22 protein-coding genes are annotated in these 25,741 nt (G+C 57.5%); 16 read left to right on the forward strand and 6 right to left on the reverse strand.

Annotated features, from left to right (window positions below):
- Nucleotides 1-74: 74 nt before the first annotated feature.
- Nucleotides 75-839 carry a cytochrome c oxidase subunit 3 family protein gene (locus OHL19_RS11275; protein WP_263357799.1) on the forward strand — a complete coding sequence of 255 codons (765 nt, stop codon included), beginning with the start codon at nucleotides 75-77 and terminating at the stop codon, nucleotides 837-839.
- Nucleotides 840-874: 35 nt separating this feature from the next.
- On the opposite strand, the gene OHL19_RS11280 is transcribed toward OHL19_RS11275, so the two are convergent.
- Nucleotides 875-1,207 (reverse strand): hypothetical protein, encoded by a 333-nt coding sequence (locus OHL19_RS11280; RefSeq protein WP_263357800.1) that lies wholly within the window; start codon nucleotides 1,205-1,207, stop codon nucleotides 875-877.
- A 378-nt stretch (nucleotides 1,208-1,585) separates the two neighbouring features.
- Here OHL19_RS11280 and OHL19_RS11285 point away from each other — a divergent pair, with 378 nt between their 5' ends.
- From OHL19_RS11285 to OHL19_RS11345, 13 genes are all read left to right on the forward strand, one after another.
- Nucleotides 1,586-1,990, forward strand: a complete 405-nt coding sequence (locus tag OHL19_RS11285; RefSeq protein ID WP_263357801.1) for an NADH-quinone oxidoreductase subunit A — start codon at nucleotides 1,586-1,588, stop codon at nucleotides 1,988-1,990.
- Entirely contained in the window at nucleotides 1,990-2,484 is a 495-nt protein-coding gene (locus tag OHL19_RS11290; RefSeq protein ID WP_263357802.1) for an NADH-quinone oxidoreductase subunit C, read from the forward strand. Before OHL19_RS11285 ends, OHL19_RS11290 begins: the two co-directional genes overlap by 1 nt.
- A 106-nt stretch (nucleotides 2,485-2,590) precedes the next feature.
- A complete protein-coding gene (gene nuoD, locus OHL19_RS11295; RefSeq protein ID WP_263357803.1) occupies nucleotides 2,591-3,811 on the forward strand; it encodes an NADH dehydrogenase (quinone) subunit D in 1,221 nt (406 codons plus the stop codon).
- A gap of 170 nt (nucleotides 3,812-3,981) precedes the next feature.
- Complete coding sequence (locus OHL19_RS11300; protein ID WP_263357804.1) at nucleotides 3,982-4,335, forward strand: transcriptional regulator; 354 nt, start codon at nucleotides 3,982-3,984, stop codon at nucleotides 4,333-4,335.
- Complete coding sequence (locus OHL19_RS11305) at nucleotides 4,332-4,847, forward strand: NADH-quinone oxidoreductase subunit NuoE family protein (RefSeq protein WP_263357805.1); 516 nt, start codon at nucleotides 4,332-4,334, stop codon at nucleotides 4,845-4,847. The genes OHL19_RS11300 and OHL19_RS11305 overlap by 4 nt, the downstream gene beginning before the upstream one ends.
- Nucleotides 4,840-6,150, forward strand: coding sequence for an NADH-quinone oxidoreductase subunit NuoF (nuoF, locus tag OHL19_RS11310; RefSeq protein WP_263357806.1), 1,311 nt, complete (start codon nucleotides 4,840-4,842; stop codon nucleotides 6,148-6,150). The genes OHL19_RS11305 and nuoF overlap by 8 nt, the downstream gene beginning before the upstream one ends.
- Nucleotides 6,151-6,336: 186 nt before the next feature.
- Complete coding sequence (gene nuoG, locus OHL19_RS11315; protein WP_263357807.1) at nucleotides 6,337-8,721, forward strand: NADH-quinone oxidoreductase subunit NuoG; 2,385 nt, start codon at nucleotides 6,337-6,339, stop codon at nucleotides 8,719-8,721.
- A 76-nt stretch (nucleotides 8,722-8,797) separates the two neighbouring features.
- The gene (gene nuoH, locus OHL19_RS11320) at nucleotides 8,798-9,844 is read left to right on the forward strand and encodes an NADH-quinone oxidoreductase subunit NuoH (protein WP_263358367.1); all 1,047 of its coding nucleotides are present in this window, start codon (nucleotides 8,798-8,800) and stop codon (nucleotides 9,842-9,844) included.
- A gap of 105 nt (nucleotides 9,845-9,949) precedes the next feature.
- Nucleotides 9,950-10,450, forward strand: a complete 501-nt coding sequence (locus OHL19_RS11325) for an NADH-quinone oxidoreductase subunit J family protein (RefSeq protein WP_263357808.1) — start codon at nucleotides 9,950-9,952, stop codon at nucleotides 10,448-10,450.
- On the forward strand, nucleotides 10,447-10,758 hold the full coding sequence (gene nuoK / locus OHL19_RS11330) for an NADH-quinone oxidoreductase subunit NuoK (RefSeq protein ID WP_317890568.1): 312 nt from the start codon (nucleotides 10,447-10,449) through the stop codon (nucleotides 10,756-10,758). Before OHL19_RS11325 ends, nuoK begins: the two co-directional genes overlap by 4 nt.
- Nucleotides 10,755-12,731 (forward strand): NADH-quinone oxidoreductase subunit L, encoded by a 1,977-nt coding sequence (gene nuoL / locus OHL19_RS11335; protein ID WP_263357809.1) that lies wholly within the window; start codon nucleotides 10,755-10,757, stop codon nucleotides 12,729-12,731. The genes nuoK and nuoL overlap by 4 nt, the downstream gene beginning before the upstream one ends.
- A gap of 3 nt (nucleotides 12,732-12,734) precedes the next feature.
- Nucleotides 12,735-14,309, forward strand: coding sequence for a complex I subunit 4 family protein (locus tag OHL19_RS11340; protein WP_263357810.1), 1,575 nt, complete (start codon nucleotides 12,735-12,737; stop codon nucleotides 14,307-14,309).
- Nucleotides 14,306-15,835, forward strand: a complete 1,530-nt coding sequence (locus tag OHL19_RS11345; protein ID WP_263357811.1) for an NADH-quinone oxidoreductase subunit N — start codon at nucleotides 14,306-14,308, stop codon at nucleotides 15,833-15,835. Before OHL19_RS11340 ends, OHL19_RS11345 begins: the two co-directional genes overlap by 4 nt.
- Nucleotides 15,836-15,884: 49 nt before the next feature.
- On the opposite strand, the gene OHL19_RS11350 is transcribed toward OHL19_RS11345, so the two are convergent.
- Nucleotides 15,885-17,126, reverse strand: a complete 1,242-nt coding sequence (locus tag OHL19_RS11350) for a glycosyltransferase family 4 protein (RefSeq protein WP_263357812.1) — start codon at nucleotides 17,124-17,126, stop codon at nucleotides 15,885-15,887.
- Nucleotides 17,127-17,319: 193 nt separating this feature from the next.
- On the opposite strand from OHL19_RS11350, the gene OHL19_RS11355 reads away from it, so the two are divergent.
- Nucleotides 17,320-18,414 (forward strand): glycosyltransferase, encoded by a 1,095-nt coding sequence (locus tag OHL19_RS11355; RefSeq protein WP_263357813.1) that lies wholly within the window; start codon nucleotides 17,320-17,322, stop codon nucleotides 18,412-18,414.
- Nucleotides 18,411-19,535 carry a glycosyltransferase gene (locus OHL19_RS11360; RefSeq protein WP_263357814.1) on the forward strand — a complete coding sequence of 375 codons (1,125 nt, stop codon included), beginning with the start codon at nucleotides 18,411-18,413 and terminating at the stop codon, nucleotides 19,533-19,535. Before OHL19_RS11355 ends, OHL19_RS11360 begins: the two co-directional genes overlap by 4 nt.
- A 48-nt stretch (nucleotides 19,536-19,583) precedes the next feature.
- Here OHL19_RS11360 and OHL19_RS11365 read toward each other — a convergent pair whose 3' ends face one another.
- The 4 genes from OHL19_RS11365 to OHL19_RS11380 are packed head-to-tail and all read right to left on the reverse strand — an operon-like array spanning nucleotide 19,584 to nucleotide 25,623.
- Entirely contained in the window at nucleotides 19,584-20,360 is a 777-nt protein-coding gene (locus OHL19_RS11365) for a DUF2334 domain-containing protein (protein ID WP_263357815.1), read from the reverse strand.
- A complete protein-coding gene (gene murJ, locus OHL19_RS11370; RefSeq protein ID WP_263357816.1) occupies nucleotides 20,357-21,757 on the reverse strand; it encodes a murein biosynthesis integral membrane protein MurJ in 1,401 nt (466 codons plus the stop codon). The genes OHL19_RS11365 and murJ overlap by 4 nt, the downstream gene beginning before the upstream one ends.
- Before the next feature lie 22 nt (nucleotides 21,758-21,779).
- Entirely contained in the window at nucleotides 21,780-23,033 is a 1,254-nt protein-coding gene (locus OHL19_RS11375) for an O-antigen ligase family protein (RefSeq protein WP_263357817.1), read from the reverse strand.
- 55 nt (nucleotides 23,034-23,088) lie between these two features.
- Nucleotides 23,089-25,623 (reverse strand): polysaccharide biosynthesis/export family protein, encoded by a 2,535-nt coding sequence (locus tag OHL19_RS11380; RefSeq protein WP_263357818.1) that lies wholly within the window; start codon nucleotides 25,621-25,623, stop codon nucleotides 23,089-23,091.
- Nucleotides 25,624-25,741 lie beyond the last annotated feature (118 nt).

The following is a 25,741-nucleotide window of genomic DNA, read 5'->3' on the forward strand; positions in this document are numbered from 1 at the left end:
GCATCCTCTGTGAATGACATGTAATCTCAGTTCCATCGGGAGTACCATGTAACCAGCAAAAGAGGTTCGCTGTCATGCCCACGACCTTCACGCGCTATCCAGTTGAAACCGAACGAAAAGACCCCGGCATTGGTGGCAAACCGCCCGTTGACCGGCGGCCCACCGGCGGTGGTGGCAGCGGAGATGACGACGAGTGGCATCATTCCGGGCGCAGCGGCCCTCGTGAACTCCTCAAGCGTTTTCGCATGATCATCTTCTTCGGGCTCGCCGGAGACATGATGTTCTTCCTCGCGCTCTCCGTCATGTTCTTCGCTCATCAGGGCACAGGACACTTCGACGCGCGCACACGGGAATTCATCGGCGACTGGCACCCCGTCCAGATTCCGCCCATTCTCTTTCTCAATACCGCAGTCCTGCTGCTGAGCAGCCTCACCATGGAGATCGCACGCCGCAACATCTTCCGCGAGTTTGACGTCGTCGAAGAATGGCTAGGTCTGGGACGTCCAGCACTGTACCGCACCTTGCCCTGGCTGGGAGGTACGCTGATTCTCGGCGGCCTCTTCATCGCCGGGCAGTGGATGGCCTGGACTCAGCTCACCGTGCAGGGGTTTGCCTTTGATCGCTGGTCAACGCCCGCCAGTTACTTTTTCTACCTGATTACCGGAGTTCATGCCGCCCACCTTGTCCTCGGCCTGCTGGCGCTGGTCGGATGTCTCAGCGCTCTCGGCTTCCTGCGTAAGGTCGAATACCGCCAGATCGCCGTCGATAGTGTGACCTGGTACTGGCATGCCATGGGCTTGGCCTGGTTGCTGCTCTTCACCCTGCTCGCACTGGATTAACCGTCGATTGCTATCGCTTACCCGTCCTACAGATTTTAATCCTGCGTGTCTGCCTTCAAGAGTGGTAACCAGGACCGCAGCCGCTCCATCAGCGTAGGAACTTCGGGACAAGCGAAATACACCTCTCGATTCCTGTCCATCAGCATTCGAATCGCGACAATCTGCGGAGGTATACAGGAAAGCTCCTGCAAGCCACTCTGCAAACACTCCAAGGCAAATTCATCGCCAAGATACTCGATCGCATGCGCCAACATCTCAATCGCCCGCCCCTGCTGCGGGCTTATCTGTCTGCGTCGAACGACCTCCAACGTCTCAGGGAAAGTATCCGAAAATCGGGAAACAGTACTCTCGTCCTTGCCGCCTTCCATGCATCACCCCTGATTTCCATCATCGGCTGCATAAGGTAGAGCTATAGGTAACCAGGATATTCGCTCGGTCCAATCTCCAAAAACGTAGACGCAAGTGATCTCTCCAAACCTCGCCCAGAGACCAGCTTTTACGCTGCCTGGCACGCTCTCTGGTGCGCCAATAGACTCAAACTCTTTTAAGAATTGGACTTGTCCGCAATCAAACTTTCCGCGTCCGGAGTTCCATACCTCGGGACAGCGCCTCTCTCTCCTTCATTCGCGGCTTGACGCAGCGCGGGCGAAAACCTAATCTCAAAGCTAGCGGTAACGCAAAAGATGGTTATCGGGTTCCGTGTTCCCGTCCGGTCACCTCCGGTAAAGCCATCGGCGAGAGAGTGCATGACAGTTCCTTATTTCTGGCAATACATTCCGCTTCTGATGCAGATACTCGTTGCCTTTGGCCTCGGTCTCGGCATGGCTGTCGGCTCATACTTCATCGGTCGTCATCGCAATACGAAGACCAAGCTTGCCACCTACGAGTGCGGCATTGAAGCCGTTGGCGACGCCCGCGGACGCTTCAGCGTGCGCTTCTACATGGTCGCCATGCTTTTCATCCTGTTCGATGTTGAAGTCGTCTTCATGATGCCCTGGGCAGTCATCTACCGCCAGCTCTACAACATCACGGGCAGCCGCTTCTTCGGTTTTGAAGAGATCCTCGTATATCTGGGCTTCGTCGGCGTAGGCATCTTCTATATCGTGAAAAAAGGCATTCTCGATTGGTCCAACGACAAAGGTGATTTGTAATGAGTACCACTCTGCCAGATAAAGAATCCGTGCTGCGCGAAAAGGCGGATCATCCCGCAGTCGTCGCCATCATCAACTGGAAACCAGAAGCATTAGCTGAAGCTTGCTGGGACCGTAATGAACTCACCCTCACCATTGCTCGCGAAGAAATCGTAGGCGCAGGCTTCGCCGTCCAGAAAGCGGGTTACAACTTCCTCGAAGATGTGACCGCTGTCGACTGGCTGCCCGCCTCACCGCGTTTCCAGGTCAGCTATCACATCGTTTCGCACTCCCACAAAGAGCGCATCCGCCTGCGAGTCATGGTCGATGACAAACGTCCCTCGCTCGATACCATTACCTCTGTCTGGCCCTCGGCCAACTACTACGAACGCGAAGTCTTCGACCTCTTCGGCATTCGCTTTGATGGCCATCCCAATCTGCGCCGCATCATGATGCCCGAGGAATGGGAAGGTCATCCACTGCGTAAGGACTATCCCGTCGAAGGCTATCGGTAAAATCATCAGCGCCTGGACGAGTCCTGCGTTGTATTCTTAACTGTTAGCTCTTTATTGAAGATCATCCAGCAGCAATACCGGCAACACGCAGGGGAGAAAAGCTTTCATGGCACAATTGACGGCAACGCCGATTCTCGAAGCCGCCATCGCCGAGGGTTCCAACGACCAGACCATGGTTCTCAACATGGGCCCGCAGCACCCGTCCACCCACGGCGTCCTTCGCCTCGTGCTGGAAATTGACGGCGAGATCGTCACCAAGCTCTACCCCGAGATCGGCTATCTGCACACCGGTATCGAAAAAACCTGCGAAGCCAAGTTCTATCAGCAGGTAGTTCCCCTCACCGATCGCATCGACTACCTCAGCCCGATGCACAACAATCTCTGTTATTGTTTGGCCGTCGAAAAGCTCATCGAGCTGCCCATCCCAGACAAGGCCCAGTGGATTCGTGTTCTTCTCTCCGAACTCACCCGCCTCAATTCTCATCTCGTCTGGCTCGGCACCCACGCCATGGACATTGGCGCACTCACAGTCTTCCTCTACACCTTCCGCGAACGCGAAGACATCCTCCGCATCTTTGAGCATGTAGCCGGCCAGCGCATGATGACCAGCTACTTCCGCATCGGTGGTCTTGCGATGGAGCCGCCTCTCGATTTCTTCGACCGCGTGCAGAGCTTCATCAAGACCTTCCCGGAAAAGATCGACGAATACTCGAACCTGCTCACCGGCAATCCGATCTTCGTCAATCGTCTGCAAAATGTAGGCCACCTTTCCGCGGCAGACGCCATTGCGCTCGGCGTAACTGGACCACCCATGCGCGCTTCTGGAGTTGACTTCGATCTCCGCCGCGACATGCCCTACTCCAGCTACGAAAAATTCCAGTTCAAGGTTCCCACCTCGGATCGCTGCGATGTGTGGGGTCGCTACCTCGTTCGTCTCGAAGAGATGCGCGAGTCCGTCAAGATCATTCAACAGGCTCTCGACGGAATGCCCCAGGGTCCCGTCAAAGCCGACGCACCCAAGATCGTATTGCCCGATCGCGAAAAGATGAAGACCCAGATGGAGTCGCTCATCCATCACTTCAAGATTGTCACCGAAGGCTTCGCAGTACCCGCAGGCGAGGTCTATCAAGGCATTGAATCCTCACGTGGACAGATGGGCTACTACGTCGTCTCCGACGGCACCGCCAAGCCCTACCGCGTACACATGCGTAACCCCAGCTTCGCATCCCTGCAGGCACTCGAAACCATGTGCCAGGGCCGCATGCTGGCAGACGTAGTAGCAGTTATCGGTTCCATCGACGTAGTTCTCGGCGAAATCGACCGCTAGCTTTTTGCTTCACCGGAAAGAGTTGCCACCCCGAAGGGAACAGGAGCCTTTAGGCTCGTGAATCAGCCCGAGAGATCACAGGGGCTTTAATAGGGTACGGGCTTCAGCCCGTGCATAAACAAGAAGTCAACAAAAAGATTCTGAGAGCTTTAGTCCCAGAGGGAAATCAAATGAGCGCCGCAAATCCAATCGAACTTCGAAATGCGGAGCCGGTCTATCAGGAAGAAGTCCTCTGGCGCGAGTTCTGGGTATCGCTCGCTTCCCTGCTCCGCAGCTACACCGCAGCCCATGGCCTCAACCGCAAAGAGCAGGCCACGGTAGAGTTAGGCGAAGGCACAATCACAGTACGCGCAGGACTTCGCTGGTTACGTCTCGATAGACAAGCCTCTGAAGTCATCTGGACAAGCGAAAACGGCACCACCGGAACGATGAACTTAACGGAAGACGGCAAACTGAAGTCCGTAGCCGGAGAAGAAGAGATGGATATGCAAGCCGAAGCCTGGGCACGGGAGCTGATGCAATGAGTACAGAAACGATGTCCATATTCTCCCCGCAACTCGCGGCCAAATTTGACGCGCTGGTACTGAAGTATCCCGTCAAACGATCCGCACTCGTTCCTATGTTGCTCTACGCACAGGATGAAATCGGCTACGTCTCTGATGCCGTCATTGCCGAGATCGCCGATCGTCTTTCGATCACTCCATTGGATGTGCGCAACGTGGCAACGTACTACTCGATGCTGCGTTTCAAGCCCGTAGGCAAATACAACGTGCAGGTCTGCACCAACATCAGTTGCATGTTGCGCGGAGCATACGACCTGTTCGACCATCTGCAAGGCACTCTCGGCATCGGCCACAAAGGTGTCACCGCCGACGGCGTTTTTTCACTCGAAGAAGTCGAGTGCATCGGAGCCTGCTGCTGGGCGCCCGCCATCCAGGTCAACTACGATTTTCACGATGAACTCACCAACGACAAGGTAGACGCAGTGCTCGCAACCTACCGTGCAAAAGCAAAGGGAGCTACGACCAATGCCTAGGCTTGTCTCGCATCCCGACGAAGTCAAAATCATCTCCCGCCGTTTTGGCATGGGAGCAACAGACATCGACCGCTTTATCGAACTCGGTGGCTACGAGTCTGTGAAGAAAGCTCTCGCGCAAGGCCCCGAATGGATCATCAACGAGATGAAGGCCTCCGGCCTGCGTGGTCGCGGCGGAGCAGGCTTCCCCACCGGTCTCAAGTGGTCTTTCGTGCCCAAGCAGTCTGCCAAGCCCAAGTATGTTCTCGTCAACGGAGATGAGTCCGAACCTGGCACCTGCAAAGATCACCTCATCTTCCTGCACGATCCGCACGCTATTATCGAAGGCACCATCATCGCTGGCCTCGCCATCGGCGCCAAGACCGGCTTTATCTACCTGCGCGGCGAGTATCGCTATCTCATCCAGATCGTCGAAAAAGCTGTGGCCGATGCATATGCCAGAGGCTTCCTCGGCACCAATATTTTTGGCAGCGAAACCGAATTTCAGGTCATCGTTCAGAGCGGCGCCGGAGCCTATGAAGTAGGCGAAGAGTCTGCCCTCATGGAGTCGCTCGAAGGCAAGCGCGGCGTGCCACGCATCAAGCCGCCATTCCCCGCCGTCGTCGGCCTCTACGGTGGCCCCACGGTCATCAATAACGCAGAGACCATCGCCGCAGTTCCACACATTCTTGCGATGGGCGGCGCAGCTTATGCAGCCGTAGGCTCAGAGCGTAACGGCGGAACGCGCCTCTTCGGAATCAGCGGTCACGTCGAACGCCCCGGCATCTATGAGTTGCCCATGGGCTACAACCTCAAGAAAATGATCTATGAAGTAGCCGGTGGCATTCGCGGTGGCCGCAAGCTCAAGGCTGTAGTTCCAGGCGGCTCCTCGACTCCAGTTCTCCTGCCGGAAGAAATCGAAAACCTCGGCATGGACTTCGACCAGGTAGGCAAAGCCGGCTCCATGCTGGGTTCGGGCGGCGTAGTTGTTATCGATGATCAGACCTGCATCGTCGAGTTTGCCCTGCGCACTATCAGCTTTTACGCTCACGAAAGCTGCGGCTGGTGTATTCCCTGCCGCGAAGGAACGGACTGGCTCAAGAAGTCGCTCACTCGCTTCCACGCTGGTTTCGGCACCATTCAGGACATCGACAACATTCAGTACCTAGCCGAAAACATGATGGGGCGCACCTTCTGCCCGCTCGGCGACGCAGCAGCCATGCCCACCATCGGCTTCGTTAAAAAATTCCGCAAGGAATTCGAAGATCACATCAACGGCAAATCGTGCCCATACGCCAAACACGTAGAAGTAGCGCTGGTTTAAACAAGCTTCCGTAGAGAAGCACGGCAGCAAAATTTAATTCCCCGTGATCAGTGATTCAATCGTAAGGATCACGATGAAGCCAGAGTAGTCAGACGAATACTGGAACAGATGGCTGGAAACTAAGTACCGACCAGAAAAGCCATACTGCAGCCCAGCGGCGCACATCAGGCAGCATAAGGAAAATCAATGGCAGACGTAACTTTCACAGTAGACGGCAAAAAGCTCACCGCCCCCGCAGGCACTCTGCTCATCGAGGCCTGCCGCAAAGCGGGCATCGAAATCCCGGCCTTCTGCTACTATCCCGGCCTCAGCCTGCAGGCAGCATGCCGCATGTGCGTAGTACGCCAGGAAAAAGTGCCTAAGCTCCAGACCGCCTGCACCGTCCAGGTAGGCGAAGGTCAGAGCTTCATCACCGAATCGCCCGAGATCACCCAGGCTCGCAAAGCCACCATCGAACTGCTCCTCGGCAACCATCCCCTCGACTGCCCCGTCTGCGACGCTGGCGGTGAGTGCGAACTGCAGGATATGACCTTCAAGTACGGTGCCGGTGAAAGCCTCTATGTTGAGGCCAAGCAGCATCGCGAAGAACAGAAGTGGTCCCCCGCTGTCTACTTCGATCGCCCCCGTTGCATCCTCTGCTATCGCTGCGTTCGCATGTGCGGTGAAGGCATGGATGTCTGGGCTCTCGGCATTCAGAACCGCGGTGCCTCCGCCATCATCGCTCCTAACGGTGGCGATCATCTCGACTGCGAACAATGCGGCATGTGCATCGATGCATGCCCCGTAGGCGCGCTCACCAGCGGCACCTATCGTTACAAGACCCGTCCGTGGGAGATGAACCACGTAGCCACCGTCTGCACTCATTGCGGAGACGGCTGCAAGACCACACTCGGCATTCGCCAGGTCAACGACGGTGCGGAAATCGTCCGGGCCGACAATCGTGACAAGTCTGGCATCAACGGTGATTTCCTCTGCGCTAAAGGTCGTTTCGGCTTCGACTTTGTCGAGTCCGCTGATCGCCTGACCAAGCCTCTTATCCGCAACGCCGCAGGCAAGCTTGAACCCGCAACATGGGAGCAGGCCATCCGCCTCGTCGCCAGCAAGTTCAAAGAAGTCCGCGACCGCAATAGCGATAAGGCGAGCAGCTCTTCCATCGGTGTGATCGGCTCCAACACCACCACGAACGAAGAGAACTACCTCCTGCAAAAGTTCGCTCGCACCGCGCTCAACACCAATAATATTGACCACGAGCGCACCACGGATTACGCAGGCTTCGCCCACGCCCTGGCTGGTACGACAGGTCGCACAGCCAGCCTGCGAGATACACAGACCGCGAAAGCCGTCCTGCTCATCGGCGGCAACCCCACCGAAGAGCATCCCCTCCTCGCCTGGAACCTGCGCACCAACTTCCGTCTCAATCAGTCTCGTCTTTACATCACCACCGACAGCCCCATCAAGCTTGAGCGGCAGGCAATCAAATCCCTGCAACTCCCCGTAGGCCTTGAGTCCAACGGCTATGAAGCCTTCACCGAATTTCTCAACGGCAGCGACTCTGCCATCGAGGCAACCTCCGAAGCCAAGTCCTTCCGCGAAGCTATTGAAGCAGAAGAATCGCTCATCGTAATCTTCGGCGAAGAATATCGCGGCCAGGCCATCGAATCCCTCGTGAAATGGGGTCTCAAGAAGGCAGGCGTCAAATTTGCCTACCTCGGCGACTACGCCAACTCGCGCGGCGCAGCCGACATGGGCCTGCTCCCTAACTTGCTTCCCGGCTATGTCCCCGTCGCCTCACCCGCAGCCTTTACCGAAGAGTACATCGGTCTTCCAACCGCTCCAGGCAAGAACGCAGTCGAGATCTTCGACGCAGCGGGCAACGGTGAACTCGGAGCGCTCTATGTAGTCGGCTCCAATCCCGTAGCCACCTTCGGCGTAAATCCCGCTGCCCTGAAGAGCACCTTCGTAGTCGTGCAGGACATTTTCCTCACCGAAACCGCAGCACTGGCCGACGTTGTTCTTCCCTCAGCCAGCCTCTACGAAAAGACAGGTACCGTCACCAATAGCTACGGCGATGTCCAACTCGCCAAAAAGGCTGCGGACAAAGCCGGTGTTAAGCCCGACTTTGAAATCATCGTCCGCATCGCCGGCGGCATGGGCATCGACGTCAAGAAACTCGTTCCCTTCGGCAAGACGAACGGTGTCAGCGCAGACATGGGCCAGTCCCGCGGAGCGCAATCCGGCGAAGCCGACCGTCACGCCGTCTGGCTTACCGCGAATCATCTCGAACCGCGCCTCAGCCCATTCGACCCACTCGCCGTCCTTGACGAGATCGAGCGCCTCATTCCAGCCTATAAACTGGACAGGCTCAATCTCTTCGGCGGCAACGACGTCGCCAGCGAACCGGGCTTTGTTCCAGTCAGCAGCATCGCTTCAGCCCGCGACCTGATCCTTCCGTCGCATGACGGCCTCTTCACCTCCGGCATCCTCGGTGCGCACACCGTGGCCCTGCAGGAATTGAATCAGTATCAGCACCAGTTCGAACATCCTGTGGTCACAGAAACCGCAGCAGACTAAGCGCTTTGAACGGTATGGGCGTGAGCCCGTACATAACGGCAACACTATCCATGGGGCTAGATCCCCTGAGGTTCAGATCTTGAACATCTGGCTGTTTTTGTTGGTAAGCATCGTGAAAGTCATCGTGGTAACCGTCGTCCTTTTGACATCGGTCGCCTACACGGTGCTGCTGGAGCGCAAACTCGTAGGACGTATCCAGAATCGCTGGGGACCCAGCCGCGTCGGCCCCTTCGGCATGATGCAGCCACTCGTCGACGGTCTTAAGCTCTTCCTCAAAGAAGACATCATCCCCGCTAACGTCTATAAGCCACTGTTTCTTCTGGCTCCGCTTATCGCCCTTGGCTGCTCGCTCATGTCGATTGCCGTCGTGCCTTTCGGCGCGCCGCTGACCTTCCATGGCATCAAGCTCTTCCAGATAGCCGACCTCAACATCGGCCTCCTCGTCATCCTCGGCGTCACATCGATCGGCGTCTACGGAATCGCGCTCTCCGGCTGGTCTTCGAATAACAAGTACTCCTTGCTCGGAGCTCTTCGCGCCTCGGCACAGATGATCAGCTACGAACTCTCCCTCGGCCTCTCGCTTGTCGGCGTTGTACTTCGTTCGCAGTCGCTCTCCCTCGCCGATATCGTCAATGTTCAGGGAACCCACGGCATCCTCAGTTGGAACATCCTCGGCGGCGGGCAGATCTTTGCCTTCTTCATCTATCTCATGGCTGCGTACGCCGAAACCAACCGCGCGCCCTTCGATCTTCCAGAAGCGGAGACCGAACTCACCGGCGGCTACCACACCGAATACAGCTCCATGAAATTCGCCATGTTCTTCATGGCCGAGTACGGCAACATGATCATGGTCGGCTGTGTCGCCACACTGCTCTTTCTCGGTGGATGGACCAGCCCCTTCGGCAGCCTCATCCCCGAACCGCACAACATTCTCCTTCAGGCGATCACTCCGATTCTCTGGTTTGTCGCCAAGGTCTTCAGCTTCCTCTTTCTGTACATCTGGGTGCGCGGCACGCTGCCACGCTTCCGTTATGACCAGCTCATGAGCTTCGGTTGGAAATTCCTTCTGCCCGCAGCAATCTTGAACATCCTGGGAACCAGCCTCTGGCTTGCGTTTCTATAAGTTACAATCGGGTTTGGCCGGACAACTCTGTCCACCCAACCTTAGCGAATCACACCTGAACCATGCGGCAGTAACAGCATGATTTGTTAAAGGACTGATAGCTCGATGCACCTGGTGCTCTTCCTCATCTTCGCGGCATTCTGCCTGGCAGGCGCAATCAACCTGCTCCTGCAGACTCATCCGATCAACAGCGCACTCTCGCTGATCGTTGTGATGAGCTCGTTGGCCGTCCTGTATCTGCTCCTCGGCGCGGAATTCCTCGCCGCCGCGCAGATCATCGTCTACGCCGGAGCCATCATGGTGCTCTTCACCTTCGTAGTCATGTTGCTCAATGTCGGCGTTGAAGAGAAAACTCACGGCAGCAAGGTCGCCAAGGCCATCGGCTTCCCTGCCGTCGTCGTCGTCCTCGGTGTCATCTCGACCGTGATTCTGCAGGCTGAAAAGCATCTCGGCGTCGTGAATCTCAGCGACAAGATCACCACCACGCAGGAACTCAGTAAGGTACTCTTCACCGACCTGCTGCTTCCCTTCGAACTCACCTCAGTCCTGATACTCATTGCCATTCTGGGCGCAGTCGCCCTGGCACGAAAGGATGGCGGTCAATGATGGATGCAATCCCAAGCTCCTGGTATCTGATCCTCAGCGCACTGCTCTTCACTCTCGGAGTGATCGGCTTTCTCATTAAGCGCAGCCTCATCACCGTCTTCATGTCCATCGAGCTCATGCTCAATGCGGTGAACCTCTCCTTTGTCACCTTTGCCCATGAGTGGCACCAGGTCAAAGGACAGATCTTCGTCTTCTTCGTCATGATGGTCGCCGCAGCGGAAGCAGCAGTAGGCCTCGCCATCATCATTGCAATTTTCCGCGCTCGCGCCACCTTGAATGTCGACCAGATCGACCTGATGAAACTATGAACATACATCTCTATCTCTGGTTGATCCCGATACTGCCCTTCGTCGGATTCCTGCTCAACGGAATCCTCGGCCGTCACCTGCCCAAGGCGCTCGTGTCGACCATCGCGCTTGTCGCGCCTCTGGCTGCTTTCGTAGTCGTCCTCCGCGCTGTGTTGATGGCGTGGCCCGGCAACGGCTTGATTGCTCTTCCCTACGTCGAGAACTTCGCCGGAAGCTGGATCAACGCAGGACTGCTCCACGTCGACTTCAGCTTCGCCCTTGATCAGCTCTCGATGATCATGCTGCTGATCATCACCGGCGTTGGCTTCCTCATCCACCTCTACTCCGTCGGCTACATGGGCCACGAAGAAGGATATTGGCGCTACTTCAGCTACCTCAATCTCTTCCTCTTCTTCATGACCATCCTGGTCCTCGCAGAGAACTATCTGCTCATGTTCGTCGGCTGGGAAGGCGTCGGTCTAGCCTCCTATCTGCTCATCGGTTTCTACTACGACCGCAAATCCGCTGCTAACGCTGGCAAAAAGGCATTCGTCGTCAACAGAATCGGCGACGTTGGCTTTCTTCTCGGCATGTTCCTGCTGCTCTTCCAATTTGGCAGCCTGAGCTTTGGCAATATCGGCGTCAACCTCGCAGCGCATCCCGGCGTCCAGGGCGGCATCTATACCGCCATCGCCCTCTGCCTGCTCGTCGGAGCCACCGGCAAGTCCGCTCAGATTCCCCTCTATATCTGGCTTCCCGACGCGATGGAAGGCCCAACTCCTGTCTCCGCGCTCATCCACGCCGCCACCATGGTCACCGCTGGCGTCTACATGATCGCCCGCACGCACAGCATCTTCGATCGCTCACCCTTTGCACTTGCAACGATCGCCATCATCGGCGCGGCAACAGCGTTCTTCGCCGCCACCATCGCCCTCGTTCAGACCGACATCAAGCGCGTACTCGCCTACTCCACCATCTCGCAGCTCGGCTACATGTTCCTCGGCTGCGGAGTAGCCGCGTATTCAGCCGCTGTTTTCCATCTCATGACGCATGCCTTCTTCAAGGCCCTGCTCTTCCTCGCCGCAGGCTCCGTTATCCACGGCCTCGGCGGCGAACAAGACATGCGCAAGATGGGCGGCCTCCGCAAGCAACTCCCCGTTACCTTCTGGACCATGACCGCAGGCGTAATCGCCATCGCCGGCATCTTCCCCTTCGCTGGATTCTTCTCCAAAGACGCAATCCTCTACGAAGCCTTCCAGCACGGTACGCTCGGCAAAGCACTCTACTTCGTCGGCCTGGTCACGGCGCTCCTGACCAGCTTCTACATGTTCCGCCTCTGGTACATGACCTTCTTCGGCGAGGCAAAGACTTCCGTCGCGCACGGTCATGATGCACATACACCACACGCTCACGAAAGCCCCTGGATCATGCTCGGGCCGCTGGTCATCCTCGCTCTGCTCTCGGTCGTCGGCGGGTGGATCGGCATTGAGCGCCTCGGCAGCTTCCTCGCCCCAGTAGTAGGCCCTGTCCTTGACCCTGCCCTCGAATCCGGTGGCAAGGCTCTCGACATCGGACTCAGCGTCGTCGCCGTTGCAACTGCCCTCATCGGCTGGTACGTAGCGCATCTCTTGTACCGCCGCAAGAGCGACAAGCCTGCGCAGTTCGCTGCTGCCGTTCCCGGCATTTATACGCTGCTCGAAAAGAAATACGCCATCGACGAGCTCTACGGATACACCGTTGTCAAGCCTCTCGTCCTCGGCTCACAGTACATCCTCGGCTGGATCGGCGAAGGTGTCATCATTCGCGGCTCGGCATGGCTTCTCGCCGGAATAGCCACACTCCTCGGCGAATTCGTCCGACGCTGGCAATCCGGCAACCTCCGTTCTTATGCTGGATGGCTTGCCGCCGGAGCTGCCGTATTGCTTCTCTTAGCTGCCTCCTACGCCATGGGAGCCAGCGGAACCGGGATTCATCTCAACTGGATGGGGCGATAGATCATGGATAGTTTGAACACGACAATCATTTCGCTCATCCTGCTGGCCCCGCTCGTCGGAGCGTTGCTGATACTCATCCTCCCCGACAAGGGCAAGATCTCCGCGTCCATTGCGCTCATCACCTCTCTGGTCACCTTTGTCTTCACGCTGCATTTGCCAGCACACTATGTCGTAAGCGAAGGCGGCTTTCAGTTCGTCCAGAACATCGCCTGGATCAGCAATCCCGCCATCAACTACCACGTAGGTGTAGACGGCCTATCCCTCTGGCTCATCGTCCTCACCGGGCTGCTGGCGCCTGTCGGTGTCCTCGCCAGTTGGAAGACCATCCAGACCCGCAGTAAAGTCTTCTACTCCCTCTTTCTCCTTCAGCAGACCGCGATGGTCGGCGTCTTCGTCTCACTCGACCTGATGCTCTACTACGGTTTCTGGGAACTCTCGCTCGTTCCCATGGCCATCCTCATCGCCATGTATGGCCGCAACATCACCGAGAACGGCGGATCGAAAGCAGCTCTCCGCTTCTTCCTCTACACCTTCATTCCATCAGCGCCGCTGCTGGTAGCAATTCTCTGGCTATATGGACGCACCAACAGCTTCGATTTTGCGGTTCTCCAAGCCGCAATCGCTTCCGGCCAGTTCCCCGCCGGACCGCTCTGCTGGGCAGCCTTTGCCTTCCTGATAGCCTTTGCCGTCAAAGTCCCGGTCCTCGGCTTGCACGGCTGGCTCCCCGACACCTTCTCTGAAGCGCCAGTGGCCATGGGCATGGTTGTTGCCGGTAAGCTTGGCCTCTACTCGCTCATCCGCTTCCACATCGGTCTCTTCCCTGTCCAGGCCCGCGAAGCTGCTCCCTGGCTCATCGCTCTCGGCGCAATCGGCATTCTTTACGGCGCACTCGTAGCCCTTGTGCAAAAAGACTTCTGGAAGCTGCTTGCCTACGGCACCATCAGCAGCCTCAGCTTCTGCACCCTCGGCATCTACGGATTCACCCTCGCAGGCGTCGACGGCGCAGTCTTCCAGACGGTCAACGAAGGCATAATCGGCGGCGCGCTCTTCGTGCTCTTCGGCGTCCTTTACGATCGCTTCGGCACCAGCCAGATAGCCCAGTACGGGGGCCTCGCCAGAAAGACTCCGTCCCTTGTAACGCTCTTCGTTATCGTCAGCCTGGCTCTTATCGGCCTGCCCATCTTGAACGGCTTCATCGGCGAATTCCTCGTCCTCTCCAGTACTTTCACCGGAGTGAACAAAGGCTGGGCAGTAACTGCAACTATCGGAGTCATCCTGAGCGCCGCCTACATGCTCACCCTGATCCAGAAGGTCTTCTACGGCCCAACATCAGAAGCCGTGAATGCCAACTCGGGAATCGATCTTTACGCGCGCGAAAAGCTCATCCTCTGGCCCCTCGCGATCCTCATGCTCATTATGGGCGTCGTGCCAAATCTCTGGCTCAACGGAATTGAAACAGCAATTAAGCCTCTGTCCAGCAGATCGGCTTACGAGCAACCTCAAGTGAAGTTAGACCCAAAACATATGCTCACATTAAGCATCAAGGATGATCGGGCGACAGCAGGAGTCCAGCAATGAACACCGTTCCCGATATCTTCCGCATCCTGCCTGAGGTAGTCCTCACCCTGACCGGTGTCCTGGTCATGATGGTCGATGCCGCCATGCCCAAAGCTGCCAGCCGCCGTGTCCTCGGCTGGGTATCCGCCTTTGGAGTCACTGCCGCTCTCTGGGCCAGCCTCTGGCAGCTCTCACTGCCCGCCGGCTACGCATTCTACAAAACCGTTCAGACCGACAGCTTCAGCGTTTTCTTCCACGTCCTCGTCTGCGGTATCGTTATAGCGACCATCCTGCTTTCGCTCGACTCGCTCCCTGCCAACCAGCACCACGCTGGCGAATACTACGCCCTGATCACCTTCGGCGCAGTCGGCATGTGCCTGCTTACCTCGGCCGTTGAACTCCTCGTAGTCTTCATCGCCCTGGAAATCTCCTCGATCTCTACCTACATCCTCGCCGGATACCGCAAACATACCGGTAAAGGCCCAGAAGCTGCCATCAAGTACTTTCTCCTGGGCTCCTTCGCCACCGGCTTCCTGCTCTACGGCGTAGCCATGATTTACGGAGCCACCGGCACCACCCAGATCAACGAGATTGCCGCCCTCATCCCAACCGCACAATCGCACTCGCTGGTCGTCCTGGCTCTCGCGCTTCTGCTGGTCGGCATTCTCTTTAAAGTCTCTGCCGCTCCCTTCCACGTTTGGACACCCGACGTCTATGAAGGCTCACCCTCGCCTGTAGTCGCCCTCATGTCCACCGCACCCAAGGCCGCTGCCTTCGCGCTCCTCATCCGCGTCCTCTACGGTGGTTTCCCAACCCTCAAGCCCATGTGGACGCCTCTGCTCTGGATCATCGCTGTCCTCTCCATGACCGTCGGCAATCTCGCCGCTCTCCGGCAGGACAACGTGAAGCGCATGCTGGCCTATTCCTCGATCGCGCACGCAGGCTACCTGCTCGCAGCCTTCGCCGGACTTGGCATCGCAGGCATCGCGCCCGCCAGCTTCTACATCGCCTCCTACGCCGCCATGAACGTCGGCATCTTCGCCGTCGTCACCGTGGTCAGTGGCTACGAAGAACACCTCCCGCTCATTCAGGATTTCCGCGGCCTCATCTACCGCTCACCCATCCTTGGTGGCACGCTGCTCTTCTTCCTCATCTCCCTCATCGGAATCCCCTTCACCGGCGGCTTCTTCGCCAAGTTCTACGCCTTCAACACCGCCATGCAAGGCGGAGCAGCGTGGCTGGTCCTCATCGGCCTGCTCAACTCCGGCCTCGCCGCTGCCTATTACCTCAAGCTGGCTCTCAGCGTCTCGCAAAAACCCGCTGCCAACGCCCAGCCGCAACCCGCGCCGCGCATGGGCATTGCCGTTACCGCAGCCCTGGCGCTGTCCGTCATCGCGACACTGGTTCTAGGCATTGCTCCCTCCCGCATCCTCGGAGCGGCACAGGCAGGTGCACACAGCTTTATGAACGCAGGTGTCACCGCTTCCCAGCCACTCTCTGCTCCTGATTCAGCACCAGACCCAGCAACCGTCCAGTGGGTTCGCTAAGCCAGTCGAAATAGGTTCGGCGTTCCCCGCATCGGAGGAACGCTGGACATTAAAGCAGCTCTTGATAAAACCGCACCGCAAGCTCCAAAACCCTGTCTCGTGAAAACCCCCGCATAACCCAATTCCTTCCTGCAGCTCCCATCCTCAGTCGCATCTCCGAATCCTGTACAAGCGCCAGAATTGCATCGCCAATCGCTCTCACATCCCGTGGAGGTACCAGCAACCCTGTCACCTGCGGCAACACCGCATCCCGCGCGCCTGTGCACTCTGTCGAAATGACCGGTAACCCGCTAGCCGCCGCCTCCAGCACAACATTTGGAAACCCCTCGCGATGCGTCGGTAAAATCAGCATATCCATCGCGCGATAGTACGACGCCGTATCCGCGACAAATCCGACGTGCAGTATGCGTGGATGCCCGGCAATCCGCTCCCGCCATCGCTCCTCCAAAGCATCCTCAGCCGCATCGAACCAACCCACCAGCAACAACCAGCAATCAGGCTCCCGGCCTAACACCGCATCAAAAGCAATCAGCAACTCCGGAACGCCCTTATCCCGAGTCAACCGTCCCACAAATCCCAAAACCACGTCTCGCTTTGCGATCCCCAACTCACCACGAATCGAACTGACACCCGGGGAAAATCGATCGGTATCCACACCATTGCTGCTACCGTTGCCCAGCACATGCAACTTTCGCTTCGGCGCGACTCCCAGCAGTTGAGCCTCCGAAAGCAGGCTTTCGCTATTGCACAAAACCACATGCGCACACCAGGCCGCGAGCCGTTCCGACCGTAGCAGCACACTGCGCTTCCATCCCCGCGACGACTCCAGCTTGAGCCCGCGCAGCGTATACACCCGATGCGGAACCCGCAGCATCCATGCAGCCACATTCCCCAGCAACCCCATCTTTGGCGTGCTGAAATCCGTAATCAGCGGCTTGACCCGCGCGAGAAAAATCAGCACACGAAAAAAAGATAAGAGGTCCGAAATAGGCGCAATTCCTCGCTGCGTTTGAATCGAATGCGCAGCCACTCCCTCGCTCTCCGCTGTGCGATCCAACAGCTCTCCTGGCGAAGAAACCAACGTGACCTCCAGCCCTGCACGCCGTAGCGCACCAAGCCTCCCGGTCAACACCAGGCAAGTCTGCGCACTGGTGACGCCCACCACCATGCGCAGCAGCGGCATCGCAGGCCGCGCCGAATCAGTCTGGTCCGTTATCAGATCGCTATAGCTTTGCTCGCGAGGCTGCACAATCCTGCACGCAAGAGTATCTTCATCGCCGATTTCTGCCATCTGTCGAATACCTTATTCAAAACGCGGCAGGACGAGGAAAGACCAGCAAAATTACGAAAAGCTTGGAATAAGTCAATCGTGAGGAAGTTATTGGGATGATCGTATCGTAATGGAACTGCCACGTCTAGCTATCTCTCGCCAATGCGAGTAATCTTGCAGCAAATCCATCTCAAAGTTTGAATTGACGCGATCCTTGAAGTTGCTCCTCATCATTCCCCACCTCGGCGGAGGCGGCGCCGAGCGCGTCACGGCCCAACTCGCGCGTCATCTCAACCCAGATCGTTTCGAGATTCATCTAGCCCTCATCACCGACGACGCACCAGGTGCAGAACCGCCACCCGAATGGGTCAGCATCCATCGGCTTCACGCTACCCGCGTGCGATCCTCATGGCTGCAAATCGTAAAGCTCATCTGGAATCTGCGACCAGCCATAGTGCTATCCGGCATGGTCCATCTCAACGCTCTGCTGCTGCTGCTCAAGCCGTTGCTGCCCGCCAAAACAAAGCTCCTGGTCCGCCAGAACACCACCGCCTCAGCCTCAGCAAAAATGCGTTCCGCACGCTGGATATATCGCCACCTCTACCCCCGCGCCAACCGCATAATCTGCCAATCCGCAGCGATGGCAAATGATCTCGCAATCAACTTCTCACTGCCGCCAACTAGCATCGAAGTACTTCCCAATCCCATCGACACGGAAGCGATCCAAACCGCAACATCACAAACCGAAAGCTCTCACACCGGCCCACATCTGCTCAGCATCGGCAGGCTCGCCCCGGAGAAAGGCATCGACCTCCTACTGTACGCACTGCCCACAGTCAGGCAAATCTATCCGCAGGCCAAACTAACCATCCTCGGCATCGGTCCTCTCCGCGACTCGCTCACCACGCTCAGCGAGAAACTCGCCCTCACAAACGCAGTCCACTTCGCCGGCCACGACATCCCCGCGAACTACTACAACCAGACCACCCTCTTCGTCCTGCCGTCCCGCTATGAAGGCATGCCCAACGCACTGCTCGAAGCCGCTGCAGCAGGACTTCCTCTCGTCTCAACCCCCTGCTGTGAAGGCGTCCGCGAACTCCTCGCCAACGCTCCCGGCACGTGGCTCTCCCACGAAATTACGGCCCCAGCCCTGGCGCAATCAATTCTCACGGCGCTTGAAGCAACCGCTGACTATCCGCAACAGCCAGCACGCTTCACCCACGCCTTCCTCGCGCCCTTCGAACTCACCAACGCGATCAGTACCTGGGAAGCATTCCTGCTCTCGATAGCCCATGAGGCCCACGCATGAAGCACGTCGCCATGCTCATTCCCACCATCGATCAGATCGGCGGCGCAGAGCGCCAGCTTCTTCTTCTCGCCTGCGAACTATCCACACGCGGCTGGCAAGTAACCATCATCAGCCTCTCCGGACCGACCTCACCGTCCAACCAGCAAACCCGCGAAATACTTGTCAACGCAGGCGTAGAACACCTCTCTCTCGAAATGCGCAAAGCCTGGATCGACTCACGCGGCTGGCAGCGATACCTTGCATGGCATCGCTGCCACAAGCCACAGATAGTCCACGCTCATCTGCCCCACGCCACATGGTTTGCTCGATGGATTCGCCTGCTCGCACCCGTGCCCGTGCTGATAGATACCATCCACACCAGCAACACCGGAGGCATCGCCAGGCGCCTCAGCTACCGTCTCAGCGAATGGCTCAGCACCCACACCACCTGCGTTAGCAACCCAGTCGCCGACGCCACACTCGCCGCCAGAATGGCTCGCAAAATCAAGCTAACCGTGCTCCCAAACGGAGTTGTGCTCCCTGCCACGCATGCTCCCGCAACAACGAGAGAACTATCCTTCCAATGTTTCAAATGGCTAGCCGTTGGCCGCCTGGCCGCTGTAAAGGACTATCCAACCCTGTTCTATGCCTTCGCCAGACTCCCCGGCAACGCAACACTCCTCATCGCCGGTACCGGCCCCGAAGAAGCAGCCTTGAAGCAGTTGGCCTACGAATTGAAAATTGATTCCCGAGTCCACTTCGCAGGCTTTCAACCAGACGTGCCGGGCCTGCTCAGGAACTCAGACGGTTTCGTCCTATCCTCTCGATGGGAGGGCCTGCCCATGGGCATCCTCGAAGCCTCAGCCGCAAGCCTGCCCATCGTAGCCACAGACGGTCCAGGCACCCGCGAAGCCATGCTCGTCAACCAGACCGGCCTCATCGTTCCCGTAGCCAACGTAGCTGCCCTCTCTTCAGCCATGGCCCAGATCATGACCATGACAAGCGAAGATCGCAACAGGATGGGCAACTTAGGCCGCAGGTTTGTAGAAGCAAATTTCGAACTAACGAAAATCGCGCAACAATGGGAAACCCTCTACATCGGCCTACTGACAAAACATCCTCATCCAACCCGCTGGCACTAGATTGCCTCCGATCCAGGCATCCACAAATCCCCGTTTGGATGGCATTGCCTATGCCTTACCCATTCGAAGCAGCAGCCGTCGCTTGATTCCAACCAACCGAATCCGCAGCATCATCCGAAAATGAAACAGCCTATCCCCCGGCGAACGAGGCCGCACCGAACCCTCAGCCAACACACGCTCCACTGAAGTAAACCGCGAAGCATACCTCTCCAGAAACATCTCCAACTCAGCAACAGTCGCATCGCTGGCCGTCTGCGCATGAACACAAATTGTCCATACACCCGAAGTCTTCTCGCGAGGCCCCCAAAGCTGCTGCGGAAACCACACCATCCCATACCATCCAAACGGCCCCACAGCAAAGCCATCCGAAATCACATCAATCCCCGCATCCTTTAAAACCCCAAGCGTAGTGCGATCAAAACCATGTCGGGGAGCCACCCAGATTCGCGGACTCAGTCCATGCCTCCGCAAAACCTCCAACCCATCGCGAATCCATCGCCGCTGATCCTCTTCCGCGGCACCCGCAAACTCCGTCAATCGATGCAACGGAATCAGGCCTCGTCCCCTCGCCCGACAAACGTGCCTATAGCCATGCAGACCAATCGTCGCCCCGGTCATCTCCAATTCGCGCATTTGCGCCCAAAACCTCGGATCAGCCGCCTCAACTTCAAACGCCGGGTCTGCATTCTCTGGAATCACCGCCAGTATCGGCTGAATTTCATACCGTTCAAGCATCGACACATACCGCTGCCACTTCCCGCGATCCATCGTTGGGCAAAGATCATCGAATCGCAGCAAATAGCGGGTCTCCGAATCACTCTTCATGCCGCATCCAGCTTCTCCGGCGGAGGCAGCAACCGATATGCCCAGTAGCACAGAAAAGCAAACGTGCTGATCGTCCACAGCGATGTCGCCAGCGCAATCCCCGCCACGCCCATCCATCGCATGCAAACAATATTCAGAATCACGTCCAACACCAGGTTGATCATCCCGCAGTACAAAATCAGCGAAGTCCTTCGAATCGCCACCAGGTAGCGATAGAACACGCGGCTCACAATAAAAAACGGCAATTGAATCGCATACATCGCCTGCACCGGAGCCACCGCCGCCGTATCCTGCGGACCAAACGCCCCATGCTGAAACGTAAGCCGAATCAGCAGGTGCGAACCGAAGATCATCGTCATCGCCACCGGAACCGAAATCAACGCCGTCAAGCGTACATACGTGTTCAGCGTATGACGGCACGCAGCCCATTCCCGTCGCGCCACCATCTGAGAAAAGTAAGGCGTGACCGCAGTCGCCACCGCACCCGCCAGCAGGTTCACAACCACGCTCACAAAACGATTGGCATATACCAGTGTGGACACGCTCCCCGAAGGCAGCGTTGCTGCCATCCCCTGATCGACGAGCAATCCACTCGACGCCACGAGTCCACTCAGCAGAATTGGTCCGTACTGCCCCGCGACCTCGCGAATCGCCGGGTTGAAGCCATGCCAGCGCAGCGCAAAACGATAGCCATGCGCGTGCATCATCCACACCATAATCACCGCATGAATCAGCGCCCCGACAACATTCCCATACACCAGGGACCAGATGCCAAATCGCGGAACAAGCAACCACGCCCCAATCACAACCGCCAGCGGAGTAGCCATCGGAGCCAGCGCCGGCCACGCAAACCTGTCAAAAGTATTAAGCACCGCCGAGCAGTTGGAGGCGATACCCGCAATTACTACCACCGGCAGCAGCCCGTAAAACAGTTCCTCCGTCAGCAACAGCTTTGCCGCAGGAAAATGCGCGGCCAGCAAAGGAAAAAAGAAGTGTGCCGCGGCTGCCATTACCAGCGATCCGCCGGTCAACAACATACAAGTCCAAAGCATCGCGCTCGACAATAACTCCTGCGCCCGCGGATGCCCGTCGAACTCCCGCACCTTAACCAGGGTCGGAACCAGCGCCTGGTTCATCGATTCCGAAAACAAATTCACCAGCAGCCCCGGAATCAGAAACGCGATCAGGAACGCATCCATCGCATCGCTGCGCCCAAATATGTCCGCAATCGCGAACTCCTTGAACGTAGCAACCAGCTTCACCAGAATGCCCGCCAGCGTAACAATTACCGCCGCACGAAAAATACGCCGATTGACACTCGGACCGCCGTCCGGAACACGATTTACCCCGCCACTCTTCAGCGGCTGAGAATCGATATCCAGAATTGCAGGCTGCAAAGGCGTAAACTCCATACTTTCGCTAGTCTATTGGACCACCTGCACCGACGGGACGGCCGTGAAAGATCCCAGCAAGTGAAACCTGCCGCGTACTTTTGTCCGCATATAGGGGGCACGTTGCTTTGGACTTTGTTGCCTCACAGGCCAATCGGCCCGCCAGCGCCATCATTCCAAACACCAGCCACGTAATGCGATTCTCCTCCACAGACCCCACCATCGAAGTAATGATCCACACCGCCAGCACCGTAGCCAGAGCAATCCGCAACAACCCCGAAGTTCGCGCAATCGACCACGCGACGCCAGCCACAATTGCGCCGCAGAGAGTCAACGCAAACAGCCCGCCCGTGACCAGCACGGCCATCACCGTGTTGTGCGCCGTATCTCCGGTAGCCAACCGCGCAGCAGCCGTGTAATTTCCGGCCCCATACCCCATCCACGGCCTTTGTGTAAACGCACGCCAGCCCGCAATCCAGATGTTGTAGCGATCGTTCAAATCCGACGACCCCAGTTGCTCCGGAATCGTCGCCAACCGGTCCAGCGAGCCCGCAGGCACAAACATCCACAGCACCAGTGCCGTAATTGCCACCCCTATGAGGATCACCGATGCCGCTCGCGGCCTCCACACCACCAGCAAAATCGCCGTCCCTAACAACGAAACCAGAGCTGCCGAAAACCCACCTCGCGATGCTGTCAGCAATACAGCCAGCAACCCCGCAGGCAAATACCCCAGCGCCAGCAAACGAATCGGCCATGCCTTTTCAATCGCAAACAGCAGTGCCGCAAACGGAAAACCCAGATCCAGAAACCGCGCCACATCATTCGGATCCTGCCCCTCGGCTACAAAGCGAATCTGCTCCGCCGCTGACGCACTCGCAGCACTGAAATCAAGTACCGTCAGCACCACCAGCAGCCAGCACCCTGCCACCAGTGCTCGCATCATATTCCGCAGATCGCCCTGCGTCTCACAAAACTCCCAAACGATCCAGGTCACCATCATTACCTGAAAATAAGCGCGAATCTTATCGGTAGTGACATCCGAATCGATCGTCCAAAAGTAACTGCAAGCAAAATACAGATAGAGCGCCAACACCAGCCACTGCAACATCCCCGGCATCCGAATACCGCGCCTCATCAGCACCGCAGGAATCCCCGCCACCAGCAACAACACGCCCGCAATCCGCGCCACATTGCCAAAGGGCTCGCCAAGATTCAGCGAATACTCCCAGGGTACAGCAAACGCAAATAACATCAGCAGTACGTTCATCAGCCGCGTCACAGTCCCCCTATCACCAACGATCTATTCCCGAGATCATGATCCCAATTACCTGCACCTAAAACCTCTGCGAATAAACCAGCCCTGCATAAATCGAAACCCCAATCGCCGACTGGATCGCCGACTCCAGGCTCTTGTTCATCAGGTTCTTCGCCACGCTATCCGGCACGAATAAAATGTCTCGATCCCGCACCGCCTGATCCGGATCCTGCCCACGAATCATTCGCCGTAGATTCAGAGTCGTTAACGTGCGTCCACCCGCCTGATCGCGAATCAAAATCGCCTTAGTAGCAGCCGCGTTGGGAGTAGCTCCCCAGGCCAGCGACAGCGCCTGCACAATCGTCAATCCCTGCACTGGATCCACCGCAAAGCCACCCGGCCGCACCACATCGCCAATCACATACGCCAGTCCCGCGCGGCTCACCTGCAAAGTGTCTCCCGGAGCCAGTTCCGGGTTGTGCTCCATTTTGCTATCAACACCACTCGGGTCCAAAACAATCGCATGAGCCGTATGCGGATCGTCGCGATGATAGACACTCACCAGTCGCCCCGCATTCGTTGAAAGCCCCGAAGCCGCTGAAATCAAATCCAGCAGCCGGTGATGCACCGTGTACGCATACACCCCTGGCCGGGCTACCTCGCCCAGCACGCTCACATCCTGCCCCACCGCACTTGTCACCATCACCGACACCTGCGGATGCAGCAGCATTCCCTCATCCACAAACGCCTTCTCGATCACCGCCGATGCCTGCCGCTCGCCCAGCCCCAAAACCTTTACCGCACCCACCAGCGGTAGCAGCACCGTTCCATCTGCCGCCACGCGAACCGACGTATGAAACTCCGGCGTATGAAACTCACTCACATCCAGAAAATCCCCCGCACCAATCGGCAATACCATCGCCACCCCGCCGGGTCGAGGTACCGTATCCGTCTCCAACGCAGTTCCACTCGGCGCAACCGCATTCCATACTGCAGGAGCCTGCTTAGGATCAGGCGCACGACTCAGCGGTTCATCCTTCGGCAGCCGAACCACCCCACTCGGCAACCCTGAGGTATTCGGCGTAGGAGCCTGCCCATAGCCACTCAACCCCGACATCGCCAGCGCGACCAACAGCGCTGCCAACCGCCTCACACGCGTCTGCCGCAATGCATCCAAACCATCCAGCAACAACGCGCCTCCCATCGCCAGCCATAACCCTGTCACAAAAGTAATCGCCAGATATAGTGCCGCATTCGGAGCCACGGACTTGAACGGCTGCCGCGCATAATCCACCACAACGATGCTCGACGCACGCACTCCCGCCGAAAGTCCCGCCTCGTCAATCCTTCTCTGCAACCGCGAACAAAGCTCGCGCCCTGCCACCACCTGTTCATGCAGCGCCGCGTACTCAATCATCGCGCTATTCTGTCTAATCCCATCCGCCGTGCGCGCATCCAGTTGCCCCTGCAACAACTGCTCACGATTCTGCGCCGTCTTCCACGTTCGCCGAAACGCTTCCAGTAGATTCGCGTCCTGCTCCTTCAGTTGCCCATCGATATCCTGCATAGCGCGTTCAAGCTCCACCACACGCGGAAACTTCGGCCCATGCTCCACCCTCAACTGCGCCAGTTCTACATCCAATTCACTCGCTCGCATGCGCAACTGTTGCGCCATCGTTGCTCCACTCGCACCCATCTCCGCCTGCACCTCGGGATTCGCAGCCAGCACCTGCTCTGGATTACCCAGTTGTGCCTCACGGTAGAGAGCCTCGCGCAGAATGCGATCCCCACTCGCCGTCGCCAGCAAGCGCCCGACCTCATCCACCTGCAACGTCGCAGACTCATGCAGACTCTCCACCGAAGCACCTCCGGGAACAGCCTGCTCCGCGCTCATAAACTCATGCTGCCGCTCAAATTCAGCAAGATGCGTCTCATTGCGCTTCACCTGCGCCGTCAGTATCGTTAGCTGCCCCTCAAGCCACCCAGAAGCCTTATCCGTGGCGTCTACATGTGCTTTGCTCTCCAGTTCCATGTAGCTCCGTACCAGCGTATTCACCACAGCAGCCGACATCGCCGGATCCTTGCTTCGATAACTGATCTCAACCAGCAAAGTCCGCGGCAGCGTACGCACATGCAGCCGCTTGCCAAATGTACTCAGCAAATACTCCTGTGCCTCCGGCGAAGCAGCCGCCGCACGAAACCCCGAAAACCTCTGCCCAAAGTTCCTGCTGAATGCTGGCTTCTCATACAGCTTCAACTCCGTAATCACCCGCCACTCCAACTGCTCGCTGCGAAGCACGTTCACCAGCGTCTCCAGTTGCATCGGAGTGCTCAGGATCGAAGCCGGAGCAACCGTCTCCGCACCATCGATAGACAGCGCAGAAACCGGCTGTATCCGCAGCGCCACCGTCGAAGAAGCCTCATATTGATTCGGCGCAACAATGCAATACAGTCCACAAAGCAGCAGTAATCCGCCGATCGTACTCAGCAAAAACCAGCGCCGTCGCGTAGCCATATCCATGAGTTTGTGAATGGAATATATAGACGACCCCGCGCGCGCCTCATCAGCGACCGGTGTCAGCTTTCGTTCAACTTCGGATTCAGGCGAATCCACCACGCAAAAATAGCCTCAAGGCCGGAAGAATCTTCCAGCAGGGTCTCTGCGCAGATTGGGAAAAGTTAGTACAAGAGTTGCAAGTGGATGTTAGGAGAAGTCTCAAGCATTCCACCGG

Origin of the sequence: Acidicapsa ligni, from assembly GCF_025685655.1 — a bacterium.
GTDB classification, from domain to species: Bacteria; Acidobacteriota; Terriglobia; order Terriglobales; family Acidobacteriaceae; genus Acidicapsa; species Acidicapsa ligni.